The organism is Chryseobacterium sp. 2VB, from assembly GCF_005503635.1.
Taxonomy (GTDB): domain Bacteria; phylum Bacteroidota; class Bacteroidia; order Flavobacteriales; family Weeksellaceae; genus Chryseobacterium; species Chryseobacterium cupriresistens.
The window spans coordinates 201,923-222,672 of record NZ_SCNC01000002.1 but is presented as its reverse complement, the minus strand read 5'-3'; the positions used below and the strand labels follow the sequence as shown (position 1 = coordinate 222,672).

23 protein-coding genes, 1 tRNA gene and 1 pseudogene are annotated in these 20,750 nt (G+C 36.8%); 6 read left to right on the top strand and 19 right to left on the bottom strand.

Annotated features, from left to right (window positions below; translation table 11 throughout):
* Positions 1–14: 14 nt before the first annotated feature.
* Positions 15–368: pseudogene (locus FFS26_RS03075) on the top strand (transposase); the annotation flags it as partial.
* A 69-nt stretch (positions 369–437) separates the two neighbouring features.
* On the opposite strand, the gene FFS26_RS03070 reads toward FFS26_RS03075, so the two are convergent.
* Positions 438–522 (bottom strand) — tRNA-Ser (locus FFS26_RS03070).
* Between the two features lie 283 nt (positions 523–805).
* Here FFS26_RS03070 and FFS26_RS03065 point away from each other — a divergent pair.
* Positions 806–1,177, top strand: a complete 372-nt coding sequence (locus FFS26_RS03065) for a helix-turn-helix domain-containing protein (protein ID WP_306596099.1) — start codon at positions 806–808, stop codon at positions 1,175–1,177.
* Positions 1,178–1,244: 67 nt separating this feature from the next.
* On the opposite strand, the gene FFS26_RS03060 is transcribed toward FFS26_RS03065, so the two are convergent.
* From FFS26_RS03060 to holA, 3 genes are all read right to left on the bottom strand, one after another.
* A complete protein-coding gene (locus FFS26_RS03060; protein ID WP_062670628.1) occupies positions 1,245–1,457 on the bottom strand; it encodes a hypothetical protein in 213 nt (70 codons plus the stop codon).
* Between the two features lie 530 nt (positions 1,458–1,987).
* Positions 1,988–2,932 carry a thioredoxin-disulfide reductase gene (trxB, locus tag FFS26_RS03055; protein WP_110011081.1) on the bottom strand — a complete coding sequence of 315 codons (945 nt, stop codon included), beginning with the start codon at positions 2,930–2,932 and terminating at the stop codon, positions 1,988–1,990.
* A 340-nt stretch (positions 2,933–3,272) separates the two neighbouring features.
* The gene (holA, locus tag FFS26_RS03050) at positions 3,273–4,310 is read right to left on the bottom strand and encodes a DNA polymerase III subunit delta (protein ID WP_137904246.1); all 1,038 of its coding nucleotides are present in this window, start codon (positions 4,308–4,310) and stop codon (positions 3,273–3,275) included.
* 7 nt (positions 4,311–4,317) lie between these two features.
* Between holA and FFS26_RS03045 the strand changes: the two genes are divergently transcribed.
* Both FFS26_RS03045 and FFS26_RS03040 read left to right on the top strand, forming a co-directional pair.
* Positions 4,318–4,749: a type I restriction enzyme HsdR N-terminal domain-containing protein gene (locus FFS26_RS03045; RefSeq protein ID WP_110011083.1), complete on the top strand. Its 432-nt coding sequence runs from the start codon at positions 4,318–4,320 to the stop codon at positions 4,747–4,749.
* A gap of 197 nt (positions 4,750–4,946) precedes the next feature.
* Positions 4,947–5,690 (top strand): dienelactone hydrolase family protein, encoded by a 744-nt coding sequence (locus FFS26_RS03040; protein ID WP_137904245.1) that lies wholly within the window; start codon positions 4,947–4,949, stop codon positions 5,688–5,690.
* 64 nt (positions 5,691–5,754) lie between these two features.
* Here the strand turns inward: FFS26_RS03040 and FFS26_RS03035 are convergent, their stop codons facing one another.
* The 9 genes from FFS26_RS03035 to FFS26_RS02995 all read right to left on the bottom strand — a co-directional run bounded on the left by FFS26_RS03035 (position 5,755) and on the right by FFS26_RS02995 (position 11,663).
* Positions 5,755–6,135, bottom strand: coding sequence for a PEGA domain-containing protein (locus FFS26_RS03035; protein ID WP_137904244.1), 381 nt, complete (start codon positions 6,133–6,135; stop codon positions 5,755–5,757).
* A gap of 242 nt (positions 6,136–6,377) precedes the next feature.
* Positions 6,378–6,749 carry a cupin domain-containing protein gene (locus FFS26_RS03030; protein WP_137904243.1) on the bottom strand — a complete coding sequence of 124 codons (372 nt, stop codon included), beginning with the start codon at positions 6,747–6,749 and terminating at the stop codon, positions 6,378–6,380.
* Positions 6,746–7,273, bottom strand: coding sequence for a GNAT family N-acetyltransferase (locus FFS26_RS03025; protein WP_110011087.1), 528 nt, complete (start codon positions 7,271–7,273; stop codon positions 6,746–6,748). Before FFS26_RS03025 ends, FFS26_RS03030 begins: the two co-directional genes overlap by 4 nt.
* 3 nt (positions 7,274–7,276) lie before the next feature.
* Positions 7,277–7,879 carry a DUF2911 domain-containing protein gene (locus FFS26_RS03020; RefSeq protein WP_062670647.1) on the bottom strand — a complete coding sequence of 201 codons (603 nt, stop codon included), beginning with the start codon at positions 7,877–7,879 and terminating at the stop codon, positions 7,277–7,279.
* Between the two features lie 210 nt (positions 7,880–8,089).
* The gene (locus FFS26_RS22935) at positions 8,090–9,136 is read right to left on the bottom strand and encodes a bifunctional transcriptional activator/DNA repair enzyme AdaA (RefSeq protein ID WP_137904242.1); all 1,047 of its coding nucleotides are present in this window, start codon (positions 9,134–9,136) and stop codon (positions 8,090–8,092) included.
* The gene (locus FFS26_RS03010; protein ID WP_110011089.1) at positions 9,136–9,900 is read right to left on the bottom strand and encodes an isocitrate lyase/phosphoenolpyruvate mutase family protein; all 765 of its coding nucleotides are present in this window, start codon (positions 9,898–9,900) and stop codon (positions 9,136–9,138) included. The genes FFS26_RS22935 and FFS26_RS03010 overlap by 1 nt, the downstream gene beginning before the upstream one ends.
* A gap of 93 nt (positions 9,901–9,993) precedes the next feature.
* Entirely contained in the window at positions 9,994–10,506 is a 513-nt protein-coding gene (locus FFS26_RS03005) for a methylated-DNA--[protein]-cysteine S-methyltransferase (RefSeq protein WP_137904241.1), read from the bottom strand.
* A 39-nt stretch (positions 10,507–10,545) separates the two neighbouring features.
* Positions 10,546–11,091 (bottom strand): DinB family protein, encoded by a 546-nt coding sequence (locus FFS26_RS03000; RefSeq protein WP_137904240.1) that lies wholly within the window; start codon positions 11,089–11,091, stop codon positions 10,546–10,548.
* 53 nt (positions 11,092–11,144) lie between these two features.
* Positions 11,145–11,663, bottom strand: a complete 519-nt coding sequence (locus FFS26_RS02995; RefSeq protein ID WP_137904239.1) for a Crp/Fnr family transcriptional regulator — start codon at positions 11,661–11,663, stop codon at positions 11,145–11,147.
* Positions 11,664–11,732: 69 nt separating this feature from the next.
* Between FFS26_RS02995 and FFS26_RS02990 the strand changes: the two genes are divergently transcribed.
* Both FFS26_RS02990 and FFS26_RS02985 read left to right on the top strand, forming a co-directional pair.
* Positions 11,733–12,587 carry a hypothetical protein gene (locus tag FFS26_RS02990; protein ID WP_137904238.1) on the top strand — a complete coding sequence of 285 codons (855 nt, stop codon included), beginning with the start codon at positions 11,733–11,735 and terminating at the stop codon, positions 12,585–12,587.
* Positions 12,588–12,620: 33 nt separating this feature from the next.
* Complete coding sequence (locus FFS26_RS02985) at positions 12,621–13,634, top strand: hypothetical protein (RefSeq protein ID WP_137904237.1); 1,014 nt, start codon at positions 12,621–12,623, stop codon at positions 13,632–13,634.
* A gap of 225 nt (positions 13,635–13,859) precedes the next feature.
* Here the strand turns inward: FFS26_RS02985 and FFS26_RS02980 are convergent, their stop codons facing one another.
* The 6 genes from FFS26_RS02980 to FFS26_RS02955 all read right to left on the bottom strand — a co-directional run bounded on the left by FFS26_RS02980 (position 13,860) and on the right by FFS26_RS02955 (position 20,749).
* Positions 13,860–14,912, bottom strand: coding sequence for an alpha/beta hydrolase (locus FFS26_RS02980; protein ID WP_137904236.1), 1,053 nt, complete (start codon positions 14,910–14,912; stop codon positions 13,860–13,862).
* The gene (locus tag FFS26_RS02975) at positions 14,896–16,170 is read right to left on the bottom strand and encodes a PepSY-associated TM helix domain-containing protein (protein ID WP_228449378.1); all 1,275 of its coding nucleotides are present in this window, start codon (positions 16,168–16,170) and stop codon (positions 14,896–14,898) included. Before FFS26_RS02975 ends, FFS26_RS02980 begins: the two co-directional genes overlap by 17 nt.
* Positions 16,171–16,386: 216 nt before the next feature.
* Positions 16,387–18,537, bottom strand: a complete 2,151-nt coding sequence (locus tag FFS26_RS02970) for a TonB-dependent siderophore receptor (RefSeq protein ID WP_137904234.1) — start codon at positions 18,535–18,537, stop codon at positions 16,387–16,389.
* Between the two features lie 157 nt (positions 18,538–18,694).
* Positions 18,695–19,156 carry a hypothetical protein gene (locus FFS26_RS02965; protein WP_137904233.1) on the bottom strand — a complete coding sequence of 154 codons (462 nt, stop codon included), beginning with the start codon at positions 19,154–19,156 and terminating at the stop codon, positions 18,695–18,697.
* 52 nt (positions 19,157–19,208) lie between these two features.
* Entirely contained in the window at positions 19,209–19,709 is a 501-nt protein-coding gene (locus FFS26_RS02960; protein WP_137904232.1) for a hypothetical protein, read from the bottom strand.
* Between the two features lie 203 nt (positions 19,710–19,912).
* Positions 19,913–20,749 (bottom strand): hypothetical protein, encoded by an 837-nt coding sequence (locus FFS26_RS02955; protein WP_110011100.1) that lies wholly within the window; start codon positions 20,747–20,749, stop codon positions 19,913–19,915.
* Between the last annotated feature and the right edge of the window lies 1 nt (position 20,750).

Here is a 20,750-nt window from a genome sequence, read left to right as displayed (position 1 = left end):
CAGAATGGACACTCTCCCAAAGGCAAAGAGCCATCATTCTTTTTGCTCAGTATCCCGACCTGGAGAAAGCGTATCAATTGACCGATGAACTGCGAAAGATTTATAATCAGAATATTCCTAAATCTTTGGCTATGACTAAACTTGCGCATTGGTTCAAAAAGGTGGAAGAAGCAGATTTTAAATCTTTTTCTACCTTAAGAAAAACAATAATGGTTCATTACAGAGATATTTTAAACTATTTTCATCAAAGAAGCTCCAATGCAGCAGCTGAATCCTTCAATGCCAAAATCAAAAACTTTAGAATGCAGCTCCGCGGAGTAAAAGACAGAACTTTCTTTCTATTCAGATTAACAAAAATTTGCGCTTGATCCCGGAATTGCCCTTTAGAATTATGAACAAAAAAGCCTTGAATCATTTGATTCAAGGCTTTTTTTTTGCGGAGAGTGAGGGATTCGAACCCCCGGACCTGTTACAGTCAACAGTTTTCAAGACTGCCGCAATCGACCACTCTGCCAACTCTCCCTAAACTCCGGCTATACCGTTGTTTTCAGTGGTGCAAATATAGAACGATTTTTAATTTCTGCAAAACTTTTCCCCCACAAATTTTAACAAAACTTAATAATAGACTAGGAATCAGGGGAATTATTTTTCACTCTTTCGCTAAAGTTTCAATATAAAAATCTAAAACACCCATGTTTTGGGGAATCCCATCATAGAAAGGCTTTTGTATGACAAAACTTACAGCTATATTTACAAACACACACATTTTTCACTACATTTGTAAAAACACAGCCACCCTATGACAATGGAAAAACTAAGAACTTTAAGAAAGCAGAAAGGTTATACTCAGCAGCAGATTGCTGATCTTCTTGCCACCGATGTCTCCAACTACAGCAGAAAAGAAAATGGAGACGTAAGAATATTTGATGACGAATGGGAGAAACTGGCTAAAGCTTTGGAGGTTTCTGTAGAAGATATTAAAGAAGAGAAAGAACCGAATGTTGTACAGAAAAATGAAAACATAACATTTAATGACACTAGTTCTTTTCACCAGTCTGGTATTTATAATTGTAACGTTCCCAATTACTTATTAGAAAATCAACAGGAATACATTAATCTTCTGAAAGAGCAGATTAAAGCTTTAAAAGAAGAAAATGAAAAACTAAAAAAGGGATAATCACCACATAAAGAACAAAACGGCTTCCAATGGAAGTCGTTTTTACTTTATACCTATAAAAAGCTACCTATTCCCGATCAACAATGGAAATAAAACTGTTTTTTAAAAAATCAGACGGATATACAAACTGATCTCCATCTTCTCCCTTTACTACAATTGCGCCCTGTTCATCATTAAGGCATTTGTCCAGCTGGGTTTTCATGTCATTAAGGGCTCCATTGGGAACTTCAATGATGTAAGTTCCGGTAACGTGTGTAACTTTTATGATTTTTGTTTCCATTTTGTTTTTGATTATGGGCTAATTTAGGGATTTTACTTTACGCAAAACAAGATGATCATAATAACTTATCTATCACTTTTACTCAATTGTATAGTCGTAACCACCCCGTCAAAAATTCAAAGAATTTTTGCCACCCCTCCAAAGGAGGGGAATGTGTACGTCTTCAGTTGTTATATAGATGATCATGAGGATTTTGGAAATATTTCTGGAAAATAAAGCTATTTATCTAATTTCTTAGCGAATATTGGGTATGGAGAGATGTTGAATGTTTTAAGCGTAAAGGCGAGAACATTCGCTGAAAATCTTCTGAAACATTTTTTAATATTAAACCATTAAGATGAATTAAATAATTAAGAATATTAAGTTGAAGCGCAACACTTTCTAAAACATCCAGGATGTTTCCTTAACTTTCCTTCATAGCTTCAAGTTCCTTAATGGTTAAAAATAATTTGACGATCTCCTTCTCCTTTGTGTTTTCCAATAAAAAAAGCGCACCCACCGGGTACGCTTTGTATTGTATATACTGAATACTATCCGTGTAATTCAGCTAAATATTTCTCTGCATCCATTGCTGCCATACATCCGCTTCCCGCAGCTGTAATAGCCTGTCTGTAGATATGATCCTGAACATCTCCGGCAGCAAATACACCCGGAAGATTGGTTCTTGAAGACCCTTTTTCAGTGACGATATATCCGTTTTCATCAAGATCTACCTGACCCACAAAGATATCTGTATTGGGTTTGTGACCGATGGCAATAAAGATTCCTTCAACATCTACTGTAGATTTCTCCTGAGTCTGATTGTTGATGATTACCGCTCTTTCTACAAGGCTGTTTTCTCCTTCAATTCCAATTAATTCATGGTGGAATTTCACTTCGATATTCGGCGTATTTTCCACTCTGTGAACCATTGCCTTTGACGCTCTGAAAACATCTTTTCTTACCAACAGCGTTACTTTTTTACAAAGCTTTGCTAGGTAAGTAGCCTCTTCAGCAGCTGTATCTCCTGCGCCTACTACTACAACATCTTTTCCTCTGTAGAAGAAGCCATCACACGTAGCACAAGCTGATACACCGCCTCCTGCATATTTTTTTTCATCTTCAAGACCTAAATACTTTGCAGTAGCTCCTGTAGAGATAATAACTGTTCTGGCAAGGATCTCTTTGTTTCCTGCATATAATTTGTGAACACCGCCTGCTTCTTTGGAGAATTCAGCTTTAGTGATCATTTCGTAATGAACTTTGGTATCAAATCTTTCTGCCTGTTTTTGCAGATCCATCATCATTTCAGGACCTGTAATCCCGGCTGGATACCCTGGGAAGTTATCCACTTCAGTAGTGGTTGTTAATTGTCCGCCCGGCTCCAAACCTGTATACAATTCAGGTTTTAAGTCTGCTCTTGCTGCGTAGATAGCAGCTGTGAAACCAGAAGGCCCAGATCCAACGATCACACAATCTAAAATGTTTTGCTCCATAATTTGCTTTGTTCGAAAAGATTTAATTTGAATTAGACCGCTAATTTCGGAATTTTTAATTTCTTTTTAAAGTTATTTTAATGATACTTGTCAATATCTGATATGTTGTATTTCGATGGTAACTGTTGTGGGGTGAATTCCGGGGTTCGGGATTCGGGATTTGTGGTGCGGGTTTTGGGATTTCGGGGTGCGGATTATTGTGTTACGGAATTTAGATTGGCAGAAAATTTAAAACTTTTTTAATGTCCTTTACCCATCATATCCCGAATCTCACTATCCCGCAACACGCATCACGCAACACGCATCACGCAACTCGCTACCTCGCATCTCGCAACTCGCCTCACACCTTCATCTTAATCTTATCTACATTGATGATCTTATACACAAGTTCCCGAATCAGCTCAGCTTCTCCCATATTCACCGCTCCTAGTCCTTTACCTTTCATATCGAATTCACGAAGAATAGAAATCACTCTTGTGGCATGCTTCAGAGGATAAAGCCTGGCACTTTCCGCGTAGTCTTTGATAAAATAAGGGTTCACTCCCATCTGCGAAGCAATCGTCTGTGGAGACTGCCCTGCCATGGTCTGATAAATAATAACGTTTGAAAAATAATTGTAAAGGCTTGCCAGCATCATGACAAAAGGATTATTCTTCGGGTTTTTACCCATAAAATGAGCAATCTTAAAGGCAGCATTGGCATTTTTAGTTCCCAAAGCCTTCTGAAGCTCAAAAATATTATATTCTTTGCTGATCCCGATATGATTTTCAACGATGGTTCCGTCAAGGATTTCTCCTTCTTTAAGGATCATCTTCAGCTTGTTCAGCTCGTTGGCAATTCTGGACAGGTCATTTCCCAGATATTCTGCCAGCAGATGGGAAATATTGGGAGCTGTATTGATTTTAAGCTTTGCGCATTCATCCGAAATCCATTTCGGCAGATTGCTTTCCTTTACAGATTCGCTAAGGAAAAGAACTTTGGCTTTATCTAAAGCTTTGGCAGCCTTTTTTCTGCTATCCAGTTTCTTGTGTTTATGAGCAAAAACCAATACCGTTGAAGGAACGGGATTTTCTACATAGGCTTCCAGAATTCTGTTTTCCTCTTCATTGAATCGTAAATCCTGAGCTTCTTTCACAATAATCACCTGTTTGTCTCCCATCATCGGAAACTGTCTTGCCAGGGAAAGAACTTCCTGATAAGAAGTATCTTTTCCATAAGTAACTGTCTGGTTGAAAGCTTTTTCATCTTCTTCCAAAAAGTTATGTTCAAGAGCCTTTACAGCGACATCAATAAAGTAAGCTTCTTCTCCGTGGAAAAAATAAATAGGTAAAACATCTTTATTTTTAATATTTTTGAGGATTAAATCTAATTCTTTCATCTTATTAATGGAACTTCCAAAACTGAATTTTCAGGAAACTTTTGATTTTAAATTCAAGAAAGACAAAGATAAGTTTTTTATTTATGATTTGGTCCGCAAAACTTATCTTCTGCTCACTCCTGAGGAATGGGTCAGACAACATTGGGTACATTATTATCTTACTGTAAAATCCTACTCAACATCGGCTCTGATTACCGAAAAAAAGATTATCCTGAATGGTCTTACCAAAAGAATTGACCTTCTGGTTACTGAAAAAACCGAACCCATAATTCTGATTGAATGTAAAGCGCCACAGATCAAATTAACGGAAAAAACTTTTGAACAGACTGCCCGATACAATTCTATTATCGGTGCCAGGGAAATTATTTTAACAAACGGTTTGCAGCATATCAATGCTTATTATGAAGACGGACAGTATCAGTTTTACAGACCTGAGTAAGGTTTAAAATACCAAATGATTCCTGAAAAAGATTAAATAATATTCTATTAATATTCTTTCTGAGTTATTTTTATTAATTTCGATAAGATTTCTTTTCAACACTACTATCACAAATTTTTACACGAATTGCACAATTGTTATTGGTTGTATTTGTGAAAAGGATTAGTGTAATCTGTATTAAAATTAAATTACAAAATATGATACGTTCCATCTTATTAACTGCAATGATTATGGCTTCAGGAAATCTTTTCAGTCAGAAACTTAACCCTGTTTCCTACCAGGACGGTTCCCAGAAACTTAATGGTCTCATCACTTCCAATGCAGGAAAAAAACTTCCCGGAGTACTGATTCTCCCAGCCTGGAAAGGTATAGACGAAGAAGCTAAAACAGCGGCTGTTGAGCTTGAAAAGCAAGGCTACATCGCTTTTATTGCTGATATTTATGGTGAAGGAAAAATTCCTACGGATAACGAATCTGCTGCAAAAAGCTCAGGGTATTACAAACAGAATTATCAGGAGTACCAGAAAAGAATTTCGCTGGCATTGGAGCAGTTGAAGAAAAACGGAGCCATTTCTGATAAGGTAGCGGTAATCGGCTACTGCTTCGGAGGTACGGGAGCATTGGAATCCGCAAGAGGACATCTGCCTGTAGCGGGTGTTGTTTCCATCCACGGAAGCCTGGGCAGAGATCAGAGCAGAAAGAATGAAGCTTTGACGGCTAAAATTCTTGTTGAAAATCCGGCAGATGATAAAAGCGTGACGCCTGAAGATTACAATAACCTCATCAAAGAAATGAACGATGGAAATGCCGACTGGCAGATCATCACGTATGCCCATTCCAAACATACTTTCACAGATCCGAAATCACCGGATTATAATCCGGCAATGGCCAAAAGAGCATGGAACCACACATTGCTGTTCCTGAAAGAAATTTTGAAATAAACATAAAAAAGGCAAATTCGTGAATCAATGAATTTGCCTTTTTACTTTTATAGTGTTAGCTTAATTACGGTTTAGCCTGAAGCTCCACGTCATATTTTTTGGGAGAATATTTGGTAAGAGAACCTGTTGCAGCATCAATTCCCACTCCTATTGCTCCTCCAAGAATAATATTGAGTAAAGTTACGGCATTAAAAGTTTTTGTCAGTTTTACTTCTTTCTTCTCAAATCCTTCTTTTTCAAATGTAACCATTTGCTTACCCAAACCTCTTGGAATTTTGGTTGTACAAGGTGTTGTACATTTTTCAATTCCCTTGTGAAATACTTTTGCCCCTTCAGGGTTTGAAGTAAAAGCTATTGGATCCTGAGTTCCTGTAAAAATGGTTGCACATGAAGTGGTAGAAAGCGCAATACTCAGGGACAGCACAATTGATAATTTGTTTTTCATAGATCTTAGTCTTTCATTTTTTAAGTCCGCGAACTTACAAAATAATTCAAAAATCAGTACTATCAATCAGAACAAATATTTCAAAAAATATAGTATTAACCTATGTTCTCATTACCTGCTTCCTGAAATCTGATCTCAAAAGACTCAATACCATACAATTGCATCGTCTTTTGAAAATTGGGAATAAAAAAAACAAACCCACTGATATGCAGATTTGCTTTTATATTTTTTTAACAGCTTTTTTAGTCTACGCCTTCCTCTTCCCTATGCACCAATTCCATAGAAAATGCAGGAAGGCAGATCGCAAGATATTCACATGGTTCTGAAAACGGATTACTATAACGGATTCTTGCTCCTTTTTCAATAAGGATGCTCTGTCCTTTTTCAAGAACAACAATTTCTCCGTCTATTTCAAATTGCTTTTTTCCTGAAATAATGTAGGTAAATTCATCAAAATCAGGAGTCTGGTGAGGCTCACTCCAATCCGGAGGGGCTACCATATGAGCAATGGAAACATTGGAATTCCCTGTAGAGTTTCCCCAATGTTCTTCAATCAGTTTTCCGTCTGTAGTAGGCACTACAAATGGGGACTGCTGTATTTTATATTTTTTCATACCCAATCTTCTTTTTTAATTTCATACACGAAATTGGTTCTTGTAGGTTCTGCAAAATAAGCCACTTCTTCTTCAGCAATCTTTTGACCTCCCAGTCTTTCCAAAGCTGTCTGCGAACGGAAATTCTCTTTTCCAATGTGAAAATGAACTTTGTCTACAAACTGGAAGATATAATCCAGCATCAGCTTTTTAACCTGAGGATTAATTCCTTTTCCCCATGATTTTGTTCCGTAGAAAGTGTAGCCGATGAAAATATGATTCTCCTTTTCATTAAAATCATAATAACGGCTGCTTCCCAGTACATCTCCGGTTGCTTTCTCCATAATTTTGAAAGCACCCTTACTCTCCATAGCTCCTCTGAAAAAGTTCTCGAAAACGTCTCTCTTGTAACGATCCTTGTTGGGATGCTGTTCCCATACTTTAGGATCGGAAGCTACTTCATATAAAGATTCAAAATCCCCTTGCTGTAAGGGGATTAATTGAAATTCTTCATTCTCTAAAACAGGCTGAACAGAAAAATTCATTGCTTAGCCTTTTTTAGTAGAATCTGATTCTATTTTCTTGATTTCTTTCAACTTGTCGGAAATCTTGATAACAGTGTCTAATTTGGACGGTTTCAAAGGAACTTCTGCCTGAGCCATATCCCATTTGATCACCAGGTTTCCTGAGTTTTCATCTGTAGGATTTAAAGTGATTTCAAACCATTCCTGTTTGTCTGTCAGTTTGTTAACCGGTACCGTAACGTCTACTACATCCTGTTTTGGATCGTAAGTATACGCTCCCCATTGCTGGAAATCTTTATTAAGGATAACTTTCCATTCTTTTTCTGTAGGAACGATGAACAATCCGTATGTTCCTGCAGGCACTGTTTTCCCACCGAAGTTAACGGCCTGTCCGAAAGTAATTTTTGTAGAAGAGTTCGCTCCCGCTCTCCAAACCTGGCCATAAGGAACCAGTTCTCCGAAAATCTTACGTCCCTTCACTCCCGGTCTTCCATAATCAATGGTAATTTTAGACATTGAAAACTGCTGCTCAACCTTCTGGCGCGGACTTGCTGCCGGCACAGAATAATCCTGAGCAAAACTGAATGCTGAAACTGAAATGCAAACTGCTGCTAGTAACTTTTTCACGTGTAAATTTTTGTTTAAAATTACAAAATTCAGAGCGAATTAGCTTTCATAAACTTCGTTAAAATTTGTTTTACCGATATTTTTCTATACGGGTATTTTTTACCCCAATCCTTTTTAAAATTAAATAATCAACTGTTAAAAATCTTACTTTTCTTAATCGTTTTCCTTTTCTAAGTTGAATTGAAAAACAGGATAAGAATAAATTATTTTCTAAAATAATATAGCCTTTTCCAATTCCAGCAGCTTTTGTTTTCTCCAGATTCCACCTCCATAGCCTGTTAATTGTCCATTGCTGCCAATTACGCGATGACAAGGGATGATAATGGATATCTTATTCAGACCATTCGCATTGGCTACAGCTCTTATGGATTTAGGATTTCCCAAAATATCTGCCTGTTCCTGATAGCTTCTTGTTGCACCATAAGGAATTTCCTGAAGAATAGCCCAGACTTCTTTCTGAAAAGTTGTTCCTACAGGGGAAATAGGAACTGTAAATGCGGTTCTTTTTCCTTCAAAGTACTCTTTTAATTCTTCTTCCAGAGTAATAAAATGAGGATTTTCTCCTTGTATAATATTTGCTTTAAAATATTCCGCAACACTTTTTAATTCTGTTGGAAGCGCTTTTCTGTCGGAAAATTCTAAAAGACAGATTCCATGTTCATCGGCACAGGCTATCATTGTTCCCAGCATGGTTTCTATTCTCTTCAGATCAATGATCTTTTCCATGGAATTATTCTTAGGTGATACTCCAAAAATATTTTTAAAACTCTCATTAAAACCACTCAGACTTTCATATCCTGTGTCAAATGCTACTTCTGTAACCGATTCTCCCTGTTGAAGTTTTTTAAATGCTGTATTGAGTTTTGACATTCTCTGGAAAGCATGAAACGTAATCCCATGGTGTTTCAGAAACCATCTGCGGACTGTTGCGGGTTCCAATCCTCTTTTTACAAGATCATAATCTTTAAGCTTTAATGTGGGGTCGTCGGCAATTTCTTTCAATAAATCTTTAATATACGGAGGTGTGGCGTTGAGATTTTCCAAAGGTCTGCACACTTTACACGGGCGATATCCTTTGAGCATTGCATCTTTGGTATTGGAAAAAAACTCTACATTTTCAAATTTCGGTTTCCGTGCGGTGCAGCTCGGTCTGCAGAATATTCCTGTGGTTTTTACACCCATCCAGAATATCCCTTCAAATGAAACATCTTTGATATAAGATGCCTCGTACATTATTTTTTCTGTAAGTTCCATCATTAGATAAAAAGAGGTGAAAAACTTCTTACGTTTGTAATTTCCTGACTTGCTTTTTCAAGCTCCCTGTAAATATGTCTGTACATAAAAGCACCTGAAGTAACTCTTTTTACCCCTAATGCTTTAAGCGTATCAAAGTCGGGTAAATCAGCAAGAGCCATAACATTCACGGGAAGAAAAGTAGCTTCTGTAATGGTTCTGATATCGTTTTCAGCTGTTATGCCCGGAATGAAGACGCCATCGGCTTTAAGTTCTTCACACAGTTTAATTCTCTCTAAAGTTTCCTCCAGCGCATTTTCAATATTCAGTAAAAAAGGATCTGTGCGTACATTGATAAATACCTTACCTCTGTTTTCTCCTAATTTGATAAAAATATCTTTTAATTTTTCATAGAAAACATCTCTGTTTACCAGTTCTCGTATTCCATTAATAACATTGGTATCTTCAATATTAATCCCCGATATTCCAATTTCTATAAGTTTCAGCATATTCGAAACTACCGTATCATTTTCAAGACCATATCCGGATTCCAGATCTACCGACAAAGGAATTGAAACGGAAGCTCTGATTCTCTTGATGATATAAAAATATTCTTCAAAGGTCATCTGCTCTCCATCTTCATATCCTAAACTCAGCGCGACTGCCGAACTTGAGGTTGCCAATGCCTTATACCCCAGCTTTTCGTATGCCTTTGCGCTTTCTACATTCCATACATTACCTAAAAGTAACGGTTCTTCACCATGATGTAACTGTTTAAAACTGATCATAATTTTTTATTCAAAAGTAGAAAGATTACCGGATGCTCTACAACCGAAAAATGAACACCTATTTTTTATAATTCTCCGAATGTGAATTTTGGTTTAAAATAAGATGGCCTTTTCAAGCTCCAGCAGTTTTTGTTTTCTCCAGATTCCTCCGGCATATCCGACCAATTCACCGTTTGAGCCTATCACACGATGACAGGGAATCAAAATCGCAATTTTATTGATTCCGTTGGCTGTTCCTACGGCACGTATCGCCTTGGGGTTTCCCAGTATTTCTGACTGCTGTTTATACGTTCTGATTTCTCCCATCGGAATTTCACGCAGCAGCTGCCAGACCTTCTCCTGAAACTCTGTTCCAGTAGTAAACAACGGAACTTCAAAACGGTTTCTTTTTCCCTCAAAATATTCTTTCAGTTCCTTCTCCAGCTGTTTGAAATGAGGATGTTCTTTTTCTACAATTTCTGCATTCAGTACCTTTGATAAAGCCTTCAGCTGTTTTTCAATATTCTTCCGGTCTGTAAATTCAAGCAGACAGATTCCCTGATCCACGGCACAGGCGATCATTTCACCCAAAGGGGTTGATATATTTTTTTGGTGTATCATTTCCATTAGCTTAAAATTAAGCTTTTTGGAAATCTTAATTTGTTTTTAATCCGTTAAAATTCTTTTTATCTGTTCAACATGCCTTTGATTGTGGTAAATAACAAACCGGAAAGTGTCTCCCAGCTTCAGCCTGATCAGCTTTGAGATACTGATATTTGTTTTTGTCTTTTCCAGATCAACCTTTTGTGCTTTTTCCAATAACTCAAGCATTTTTTCCTGCTGTTTTATGAATGTATCCACTACACCTTTATCCAGATTACTGTGGATAGGATTCATGGCTTTAAGCGTTTTCATCTTATTCAGATTCTCTTTGGGAAGCATGCTTTTAGCAAAATAGTTTCCAAGAATCCCGGGCTTAAAAAAAGTTGATGAGGATTTTCCAGCAGAGGAAATAGCACGGCTTATTTCAGGAATATAGAAATCACCATAGCGGTTGAGATGTTCCAGGCAGTCCAATATACTCCAGCTTTCTGCTGAAATCCTGAAATTCAGATCATGTTCCGTCTTTAAAGACAACATTTCAGCAAAGTGTAAATATTCTTCTGTCGTGTTTTTTAATTCATTCAGTAGTTCTGAGGTTGAAATTTTCATTACGTTTTTTATGCAAATATGCTGATCTGGTTATTCTTAAATCTTGACTGAACTCAAGATTTTTTCAGTCTGGACAAGGTTTCCGGTGACATTCTCAGATAATTGGCGATATATTTATTGGGAACTTCCTGAAATAGCTTTGGACTTCGTTTTAAAACTCTGTCAAAGCGTTCTCCGGGAGCATTGATCAGCAGATCTTTTTCTCTTTCAAGCTGTTGTAGTACGAGATCTTCCAGAACATTCATCCAGAATTTCATGTGTTCTTCATTTGATTGTATAAATGCATAGAAATCCTTTTTTGAAGCTACTTTCACCGTTGTTTTCTTAATCGCCTGAATGTAAAGTTCCGAAGGCTTTCCCGACAAAAAGGAATCCAGGCTGACAATAATATTTCCTGTGTATCCGAAACGAATGATCCTTTCTTCATCTTCATCCATCATAAAGATCCGGACACTTCCCTTTTCTATAAAATAAATAGAGGTATCTGTACTGCCTGAAATCTTCAGAAACTCATTCCGTCTGAATGCTTTCTTTTCCCAATGGATTCCACTCTGAAGCAATTTTTCAACCATTTCATTTTATTATTTGCTTTTCCAAAGATAATAGGTAATTTTAAAGTTTTAAAACACTAATCACTGATAATGCTCAAAAGAACAGTACTTTTCATACTGCTTTCTGCCGGATTGTATGGTATGAAAGCACAGCAGACCATCCCCTTCCGGATCACAAAACACAATAATATCATTGTAAAGACCCTTGTCAACAAAAAGGATTCTCTGGATCTGATGTTTCAGATCGCGATGAAGGATTATTCAATTTCTCCCGACAGCAAGCGCAAAGCAGGCCATCTTATTTTCAATAAAGAAGAACTCAGCGATAATAATACTGTTGAGATCGGAAAGATCATCCAGGAAAATGTGCGTTTTTTTGACAATCAGCTGACAGGTCATGAAGCAGACGGAAAAATCGGAACCGGAATTTTTGAAGGGAAAGCCTTTAAGATTGATTATGACAACAACCAGTTTGTGATCTACGACAAAATTCCGGATCTGAAAGATTATCAACCCATTAACATCATTCCGGATCATGAGGGTTTTTATCTTGCAGCAGACAATATTATGGATGACGGACCGCAGCAGGAAGCCTATTTTGTTTTGCAATCCGGGTTTTCAGGAGCTATACTCTACAGCAACGAATTCGCTGAAGAACAACATCTTGAAAAAAAACTGAAGATAACAGGAGAGAAAACCCTCAGGAACTCTGAAGGTAAAACTTTAACTACCCAACAAGCGGTTTTGCCGTATTTCAAGTTGGGAAACAGTGTATTTAAAGATGTTTCCGTAGGATTTTTCTCCGGGGAACTGAAAACACAAAATGTAAGTTATCTGGGCGCCGATATGCTCCGCAGGTTTATCTGGATCTTTGATGCAGAAAGGAAAATGGCTTATATCAAACCCAGCAAATACTTTTCGGAACCTTATTACAAAATGAATTAGACTATGATAAACACTTTAATGCTAAAAAAAATCATGAAACCCAAAACTGCCGCTGCTCTTTTACTTTTGCCATTGGCTATCGTCAGCTGTAAGAAAGAAGAGAAAAAAACAGTGGCTACAGAAATAAAAACAACAAATGATTCTGTAAAAACAGTAAAAACTGAGGAGAAAATAGATTATACGGATTTTAATATTTTCAGTCTGTCTGTCATTTCATCCGCAGAAAAAGATTCTGATATTGATATTTTCATTTCTGTTTCGGATATCTATAAAGGAGTACAGCCTGTACCTGAAGCTATTATGAAAAACCAGAAACAGATGACTTATGAGGAACGCCAGCATTTTGAACTGGATGCTCCCAGCAGAAAAAAACTGCTTGAAGGAATTCATCTCACAGAAAATGATTCTCTGTACATCTATGAGTATCGTTCTAATCAACTTCAAAAAATGCCAGTCAGCCAATTAAAAGCCGTGGCTTATTTAAGTCCTTATTCCGATGATCAGGATTTAGACCCGGATTCTTATATGATGGGATTCCAGGTAGCCACTCATCAAAAAACAACAGAATACGACCGTTATACTAATGCTATCGCTTATTTTGGGAATAAAAATCCTTTCGTAAACCATAAAATGAAAGCTGTGAAATGGCAAAAAGCTGATGCGGCCAGTTCAGGAAAATATTTTAGTCAGTCCAAACTTACCAAGGGAAAAACCTACCAGGCACAATATGAAAATCTGACCTATTATCTTCAGGATTATCTTGAAGAAGGAAATATCACAGAACGTAAGCTTGCGGTCATCAATGATCGTAAGGAAAAAATTGCGGAAAAGACCTTCAGCCTTGCAGGAAGTGATGGCGGAGAGTTTCTTCCTCTGTATGGAATAAATGCTGATGAAGCCAATGTTTTCCAATATACCGGCCACCTGTTCAAAGGAAAGCCTCCTGTTATTTTTGGATTCATGGCACAGTCTTTTGGCTGTCCTTCCATCAGCTTTTTAGATCAAAAGGAGAAGGATTTTCCGATCAATTGTGATAACAGGCATTAATTCACTGAAAAATTATTCAGATTTCTACCGGAATAATCCATTATACACTCAGTTGTCCATTCCGTAGGAATCTATACTCTTATCATCTAAATAAAAGAAATCGGAATGACAAACTGTGAGGATAGTTCTTTAGAATAAATCTGCTTTAGCCAAAGCTTACTTTAGAATCAAGATATAAAAAACCAAATCTGTTGGTAAACGGATTTGGTTTTTATTTTCAATGCATTATTGCTCAGGATAATAGTTGTCTTTCAGATTCATAAAATAAGTTTCGGGCTCTTTAAAACCATTACTTTTCATAAATTTGATCACTACATTCAGATAGGCCTCTGAAGGAATAAAATCTGTTCCCATCTTTTCGGAAAACTTTTTATAGTCTTCTTCAAGCAGTTTGGGATTTTTGGCAAGTTGTTTTATATCGGTTCTGAAACCTTTGAATATAAACTTTAATGCTTCATAATTTCCGGGATAGGAAACAGTTCCGTGGGTTTCTCCTTCGAAAAAGCTATGTTTATAGTTTAATGATCCGTTTTTTTCTATCATTCCTTTAAATTCTTCAATAGCCTGGGTCATATCGGAGTTCCAGTTTTTCTGCTGTTCTTCATTGTCTGCCTGAGAAACATACAAAGATTTTTTTGCAGGAAAGTTCTTATTCTTTTCCAGATACTCTTTCGTTCTTTTGAGGGTCACTTTATTGTCCCACCATAAACTGGGATCATTCGCAACATAAGCATTGAAATAATCCGGATGTAAAAGGAAGGTATTGATCGCAAACAGACCTCCGAAAGAATGGCCTACCAACACTGAATAATCCTGTGTTCTATAGTGTTTATTAACAAATGGTTTCAATTCTTCCTGTATAAATTTTACAAAATTTTCACTTCCGCCACTGTCTGCAAAAAGAGTGATACTAGGGTTTACTGGACTTTTCTTTTCAGACTTTGTCGGAGTAAGATCCCTTGTTCTTTCTGTGTTTTTAATCCCGACAACAATACATTCCGGAATATCTGCATAGGGTGTTCTGGCAATGAAATCCGTTAATCCTGCGTAATATTCAAAATTGATTTCTCCATCCAGAAGATAGATCACCGGATATTTTGCCGGATTAATGGTATTGTCGCTATAGGTTTTAGGCAGATGAATCCAGATTTCCCTGTTTTCTTTTAAAACTTTTGAAAATAGGTTTTGTTTCTCTCCTATCATCAGTTTGTCCTGAGCTTTTCCGGAGGTAAATACTAAAAGTAATGAGAGGGCAATAATTTTAAACCAATTGTTCATGGTGTGAATCTTTTCTGTGTTGATGAATATTCTTAATTTCTTTATTTTTTTTTGGCGATTTGTTTCTTCTGCCCCACCAGATCAGGAATCCGGTAACCGGCAGACTTGTACAGATGGCTCCGATAATGAAGGTGAATATTTTACCAAACATTCCGCCCCAATACCCTACATGAAGGTCAAAATTCATATGCTCAATCGCTTCATGCCTCTGTACTTCTTCGGGATAATCAATTTCTTTTCCGGTGTATTTGTTGGTTTCCATTCTTTTTCCGTTGACAAGGCTTTTCAGACCAATAAACTGAGCTGCCACCACATGATAGACCGTTGCGGAATCATTTCTCGCAATACTCATTCTGAACTGTTTTGCATCAGGAAATTCCTTGAATTTTCTATCAACAAAATCAGCATAAGTCAGAGCTTTTTTCTCCGGATCAAACTTAGGTTCATATTTTTCTGCAATGGTATGGGCATCCACGGCTCCTCCGAAAGCCTGCTGGGTAAGATCGGTTAAGACCTTGTATGCCATAAACAGTCCGGTAATGGTAATAAACACTGCGGGAAGCAATGAATAAAATCCAAAAACATTATGAAAATCGTAGTTTTTCCTGCGCCATTTTGTTCCGGATTTAATTTTAAAAGCTGTTGTTCTTGTGGTTTTGTTCCATTTTTTAGGCCACCAGAGAATCAGTCCGCCGATAAGCTGGATAAAAAATATGATGGAAGCAATTCCAACCACCGTTTTCCCGAACTTTCCTGCCAGCAACTGCGCATGAATATGGGCCACAATATAGAAAAACTCATAGCTTTTTGTAGAACCGATTACTTTTCCGGTGTAAGGGTCAAGATAATGATAGGCAAATACACCTCGTGGACCACGACCTTTTTTCTTTGGTTTGTCTGCCTTGTCCGCACTTTTATCTTTAGGAGGCTTCGTTGCTGAAGCTACTCTGAAACTTCTGTCAGCATCTTTGTAGGTATCAAAATAGAACGCTTTTCTGTCCGGAACCTGCTGGTGAAAGCGGGCAAGCAACTCTTCGGGGGTCATTTTTTCTGCATTAGCCGGAGCCTGGACATATTTTGCGCTTCCGCCGCACAGATCAATGATTTCGTCACAGAAGACAAATACCGTCCCTGAAAGAGTAACCGTAAGCACAATGATTCCGGAAACCAGCCCAAGCCACAGATGCAGCCAGCCGGTGATCTTTTTGGTAATGGATTTTCCCTGCTTTTTCTTAGGATTAGTTTTTTTATTCTCCATATCTGTTTTCATCTACTCAACATGTTACAGCAGAAAATGCAAAGGCACAAAAGGATTATAATAACGGCGCATTTGTAAAGTGAAAGAGTTATTCCTGATGCCATTTACTTTAGCATATTTGAGGCATCAGAAACATTGTTTATTATTAATCAAAGCATTGTGCCTTTGCGGTTTTCATCCTTATATTTTCGTTGAGATTATTTTTTGTTTTGGTTATTAAAATTTGAATGCAAAATTGGCCAGGATTTCTCTAGGCTTCTGTGGCTGCCCATAGAAGTTCCAGTAGTTTTCATTCAGCGCATTATTCATTTTCAGACCGATTCTGTATTTTTTCTTGTCATAGAAAATGGTTGCACCTACAGTAGTGTAAGAAGGAGCTAGAAAATGGTTAACAATATTGATATAGGTTTGGTCTACAAAATTAAATCCGGCTCCGAAGCCAAGTCCTTCATAAGCCCCATCCATAATTTTGTAACTTGTCCATAGATTGGCTACATGTTTTGGAGTCCAGGCGATTCTTTTTCCGCTGTCTTTGCTTCGGTCATCATATTTGTTATCATTATATCCGTATCCGGCAACGATATTCCATCCTTTGAAAGGGTTGGCAATGATCCCTATTTCCAGTCCCTGATTTTTGATATTCCCATCCTGAATACTTCCTATTCCGCCCGGATCTGCAACCAGTCTGTTTTTAACATTGATATTATAATAGCTTACGGTTGTCAGTAATTTTTTATGGAAAAGATCTACTTTGAAACCAGTTTCAATCTGATTTCCCTGCTCAGGATCCCATTTTGTCAGAACACCAGCTTCATTCAGTGATGGTGCATAGTTTTTAAATCCGTTCACATAATTGGCAAAGAATGAGATCTGATCTTTTACAATTTCATACACCAATCCGAATTTTGGTGAAAACTGGGTCTGGCTGTAACCGGAAACTTTATTTTCAGGATATCCGTTTTTGGTAGAGATCTCTACACCGTTTACCACTGTATCATCATTTTTATAGCTGTCTATCCGCAAACTGGCCATTACCAATAAGTTATCCGTGATATTCAAAACATTGGAGATGTATCCGCTGATCGTTCTGAATCTTGTAATATCCGATTCTGTGGATTTTCTTTCCTTATTCATGAATTTGTTTCTTGAAATAGGATCCCACGCGGAAGAGCTGTCGAGATTCACTTTATCATAAGGCATGAAAACATTACTGTATCCGTTGGCCTCATAGTAAGGGAACTGATATTTTGTTGTTTGCTGGAAATAATCTATTCCTACTACCAGACGGTTTCTTAAGCCTGCTATTTTAAAATCTCCTGTAAAATTCTGCTGGATATTGTCTGTGGTCACTTTAAAGCTGTCAAAAGGACGGATCATTCTTTCTACCTGATTATTATTCAGATATCTTAACACCAAAAAGATCGACTCATTTTCATTGGCTTCTCCTCTTTGGTAAGATGTCCTTGACGTCCACTGGTCATTGAATTTATGGGTAACCTCAGCCATCGTTACAAAGTTGGTTCTTTTGGAGCCGATATCATTACTAGTAAACGCTCTTTTGTAGGCTACTTCCAGGTCTTTCATAGAGTGTAAGGTCAGCTTTTCTGAGTTTCTTACATAGGCATTCAATGTTTTGTCCGGAGCATGGAACTCGGTATCAAGTGTCACTGTGGTTTTGTCGCTTACTTTGTACAAAACACTTCCTGAGAAAAATAGTCCTTTATTATACCCTGCATCCTGGAAAGAATCCTGAGAATAGGCTGCCACATTGAATCTTGCCAATGCTGTTTTTTCTTTGTTCAAAGGGGTGTTTACATCGGCTGTGATTCTGTTCATTCCCCAGCTTCCGGTGGTATAATTGATAATTCCTCCGAAATTTTCCTGTGGTTTTTTCGTAACAATATTCACCACACCGCCATAATTGGCTAATGTTCCTCCGAATAAAGTTCCGGATGGGCCTTTTATTACTTCTACTCTCTCGATATTAGCGATCTCGGATTGTACCCTTGGGTTTTGAATCAATCCGTTTCTGAAACTGGCATTGGAACTGAAACCTCTCATAAAAATATCGTTTCCACTGTCATTGACACTGTTGCTGACAACAACTCCCGGAGCAGAAGCCATGGCTGTGTTGAAATCCATAGCTCCCATTTCACTGATGATTTCTTTGGGAACAAGGTTATAAACAGTGGGGTTTTCAAGGTTTTCAAGAGGAAGTCTTGCGATAGATTCAGATTTTTTGGTTCTGTAATTGTGAGTTCCCTGGAGTGATACAGACTGGATTTCAGCCACTTTAATGGTATCCGTTTCCTGGGCACTCAGCATCGTTACGGCTAACAGAGCTGCAGAAATAATAGTTTTTTTCATGTTTATAATTAAGTTAGTTCTGCAAAATTATTTTATTTTTATTAATTCTAAATAAAAACATGATACAAATCATAAAACTTACTTAATGAAATACCCCATAAATAAAGGGTTTTCGAAAATTCCGAAAACCCTTTATTCAATCAATATATAAGTTTTTTTATTTATTTTTCCAATTTTTAATCATTTTCATATAGTGATCAATATTAATTTTTTCCTCCCGTAAAACATTACCTTCTATTTCTTTTACGTTTGTATTATCCTCATACACAATTGTTTTGCCCAATACGGGATATATAATGAATAATGAGTCAAAAGTTTTGCCACAGCTTTCATTATAATAATTTTTCTCAATAACAATCTTCTTTATTTTTTCATTTTCAGAAAAAAAATATCTTTTGATATAGTCTCCACATTCTGGATGATTATTAAACTCAAGACCTTTTAATTTTCCATCTTTAAGATAGGCATAAGCAGGATGTAAAATATCACCATTGGATAAAACCTGATCAGAATCAAAAACAAATTTTTCAAATTCTTTTTTGTAATTTTTGCTAACAGGATTACATTGAAATAGTAATAGCAGTCCGAAAATACTCAGGACACAATTCTTTTTTACCATAAGGCTAATAAAAATAAAGGTAATATATTGCTAAAGTTTTAATTTAACTGTCTTATATAACAGCAGCGGCCATCATCGACATATAATAATTGGCGCAATGCAGTGCAGTAATTAAAACGATTTCTTTTTCCGGAAGGGTTTCATAGGCATCAGAGGTGGTGATCTGGTATTCGTAATTCATAGACGTCCATCTCAGGTGGGGTTTTATAATCATCAGCTCGACGCCGTTCTGATCTGTAAGGACAAATGATTCTTTAAAAATACCTCTGTGTTTAAAAAGATAACCATTTTTCACGCCATCAAAATAAGTTTGCACCACAATTTCCCCGTTCCAGTTCATTCTGAATTTCAGAAGGACTCTTTCCTGATCTTTCAGCTCAATGGTGGTTCCCCAAAAACCTTTCGGCTCCACCTGATAGATTTTACCATCTGCAATTTCAATGACAGCATTAAATTTAAACCAACTTGTGTAAGCAAGTTTCCCAATTAATTTTTCTTCTTTTGTAATTTCAAAAGTTAAAGAATTGCTTGATTTTGCATAATATTCTGCCATGGTTATATTTTGATTTGGTGGAATTGTATTAGTTTTTAAATAATAATAACAGCTTGAATTTTAACGCTCTAATTTATAAATAATTCGGTAAACATAATCTATTTTAAAGCTAAACCGATAAAAACACTTCCGAAATCATTTTAACCCTGTTTTTTGTATTGAAAATTTGCTTTTAAATGTATGATAGCATGATAAAAAATCACTTAATTGCTTTCAAACCAGTACTTCCATTTTTCATCATCAATTCCAAATTTCCCCTGCCACCATCTTGCGGGATAACCAACATCATCATTCCTAATGGGTCTGTGTTCTCTTTCCGGATAGGTAACATATTGATCTGCATACCCAAAATGAGCATCATCATGTAAAATTCCAATAACTCCTAAAATTTCCAACAATCCTAATCTTTCTTCATCATTTGATTTTACTATTTTGGCGATTCTCTTTTTAAGTTGAGAAATTCTGTCGCCGGGTTCTGATGTTTCAATAATTTCTTTCACTTCATTGAGGATCCTGTAGTCATTTTCGATGGGTTTAACGACCGGAAGTTTTGGAAACTGTTCTACATCAAATAAAACCTGGATTAAACTATCAAAACAACATCCATCCTTGTATTTGAAATAATTGATGGTATTGAATTCGATAGGATCTTCAAACTCAAATGTATGAAGCCCGCATATGGCACAGATGCCTTCATTAGGTTCCGGGCTTGGCGTAAAGCTATGCTCTTCCAGACTTTCTGCAATACAATAGCTGGATAAAAATGAACGATATTCTAATTGCCTGGTACTTAAACTATAAAGAAAAGCATCTACCACCTGCTGTTTTTCAATACCAGTCACAGCACTTTTAATTCTTCTGCAAATTTCATCATGACTTATTTCTTCCTGATCATACATTACAGATTGCTTTTTTGCATACTCAAAATCATCTTCGGAGATATACTGCATATAGGTTTCCCAATAAAACCAATCACTTACACTTTCGTTCTGGGAAGTTTTTATGGTGTTGAGTAAAATTTGTATTGCTTTTTTATCCATT

Coding starts and splice junctions, on each gene's coding strand:
- FFS26_RS03065 (WP_306596099.1), top strand. CDS start 806: ATGGAAAAACTAAGAACTTTAAGAAAGCAGAAAGGTTATACTCAGCAG.
- FFS26_RS03060 (WP_062670628.1), bottom strand. CDS start 1,457: ATGGAAACAAAAATCATAAAAGTTACACACGTTACCGGAACTTACATC.
- trxB (WP_110011081.1), bottom strand. CDS start 2,932: ATGGAGCAAAACATTTTAGATTGTGTGATCGTTGGATCTGGGCCTTCT.
- holA (WP_137904246.1), bottom strand. CDS start 4,310: ATGAAAGAATTAGATTTAATCCTCAAAAATATTAAAAATAAAGATGTT.
- FFS26_RS03045 (WP_110011083.1), top strand. CDS start 4,318: ATGGAACTTCCAAAACTGAATTTTCAGGAAACTTTTGATTTTAAATTC.
- FFS26_RS03040 (WP_137904245.1), top strand. CDS start 4,947: ATGATACGTTCCATCTTATTAACTGCAATGATTATGGCTTCAGGAAAT.
- FFS26_RS03035 (WP_137904244.1), bottom strand. CDS start 6,135: ATGAAAAACAAATTATCAATTGTGCTGTCCCTGAGTATTGCGCTTTCT.
- FFS26_RS03030 (WP_137904243.1), bottom strand. CDS start 6,749: ATGAAAAAATATAAAATACAGCAGTCCCCATTTGTAGTGCCTACTACA.
- FFS26_RS03025 (WP_110011087.1), bottom strand. CDS start 7,273: ATGAATTTTTCTGTTCAGCCTGTTTTAGAGAATGAAGAATTTCAATTA.
- FFS26_RS22935 (WP_137904242.1), bottom strand. CDS start 9,136: ATGATGGAACTTACAGAAAAAATAATGTACGAGGCATCTTATATCAAA.
- FFS26_RS03010 (WP_110011089.1), bottom strand. CDS start 9,900: ATGATCAGTTTTAAACAGTTACATCATGGTGAAGAACCGTTACTTTTA.
- FFS26_RS03005 (WP_137904241.1), bottom strand. CDS start 10,506: ATGGAAATGATACACCAAAAAAATATATCAACCCCTTTGGGTGAAATG.
- FFS26_RS03000 (WP_137904240.1), bottom strand. CDS start 11,091: ATGAAAATTTCAACCTCAGAACTACTGAATGAATTAAAAAACACGACA.
- FFS26_RS02995 (WP_137904239.1), bottom strand. CDS start 11,663: ATGGTTGAAAAATTGCTTCAGAGTGGAATCCATTGGGAAAAGAAAGCA.
- FFS26_RS02990 (WP_137904238.1), top strand. CDS start 11,733: ATGCTCAAAAGAACAGTACTTTTCATACTGCTTTCTGCCGGATTGTAT.
- FFS26_RS02985 (WP_137904237.1), top strand. CDS start 12,621: ATGAAACCCAAAACTGCCGCTGCTCTTTTACTTTTGCCATTGGCTATC.
- FFS26_RS02980 (WP_137904236.1), bottom strand. CDS start 14,912: ATGAACAATTGGTTTAAAATTATTGCCCTCTCATTACTTTTAGTATTT.
- FFS26_RS02975 (WP_228449378.1), bottom strand. CDS start 16,170: ATGGAGAATAAAAAAACTAATCCTAAGAAAAAGCAGGGAAAATCCATT.
- FFS26_RS02970 (WP_137904234.1), bottom strand. CDS start 18,537: ATGAAAAAAACTATTATTTCTGCAGCTCTGTTAGCCGTAACGATGCTG.
- FFS26_RS02965 (WP_137904233.1), bottom strand. CDS start 19,156: ATGGTAAAAAAGAATTGTGTCCTGAGTATTTTCGGACTGCTATTACTA.
- FFS26_RS02960 (WP_137904232.1), bottom strand. CDS start 19,709: ATGGCAGAATATTATGCAAAATCAAGCAATTCTTTAACTTTTGAAATT.
- FFS26_RS02955 (WP_110011100.1), bottom strand. CDS start 20,749: ATGGATAAAAAAGCAATACAAATTTTACTCAACACCATAAAAACTTCC.